The sequence below is a fragment of the Corallococcus sp. AB038B genome (genome assembly GCF_003668955.1).
Lineage (GTDB): Bacteria > Myxococcota > Myxococcia > Myxococcales > Myxococcaceae > Corallococcus > Corallococcus exiguus.
Genome location: NZ_RAWO01000442.1, coordinates 1 through 380, shown reverse-complemented (window position 1 = coordinate 380; position 380 = coordinate 1). Strand labels below are relative to the sequence as shown.

Genomic DNA, 380 nt, shown 5'->3' with positions numbered 1-380 from the left:
GCCGTTCCGTCTGGCCGAGCGCGTCCGACACCGTCAGATCCATGTACAGCCCACTGTTCGCGTAGGCGCTCAGGTCCACGACGGTGTCCAGTCGCGTCGTTGCGCGCGCCAGCGCGTCAGGTGAATCGCGCACACGGAGCTCCAGCACGCAACCCGGGCCGTCGTCCGTGCACGTCGCAAGGACGGGAAGGGGGCCCGACACGGCGATGCGCGGGGAGCGTGGAGCCTCGCGAGCCCCCTTCGGCGGGCGGTCCACCACGAGCCGCGCCTGCGTCACGCGCGTGTTGCCTCGCGTGTCCGTCACCACGATTTCGAGCGGGTGGACTCCCTGCGAGATGCCCTGCAGCGCGAGCCGCCCCTCGAAGTACTCACTGAGAGTC

General features: G+C 70.3%; 1 protein-coding gene. It reads right to left on the bottom strand.

All coding sequences use genetic code 11. The annotated features are described in order from the left end of the window. Window positions 1–380 (bottom strand): hypothetical protein (locus tag D7Y04_RS45015; protein ID WP_158627720.1); only part of this gene is annotated, 380 nt, incomplete at both ends.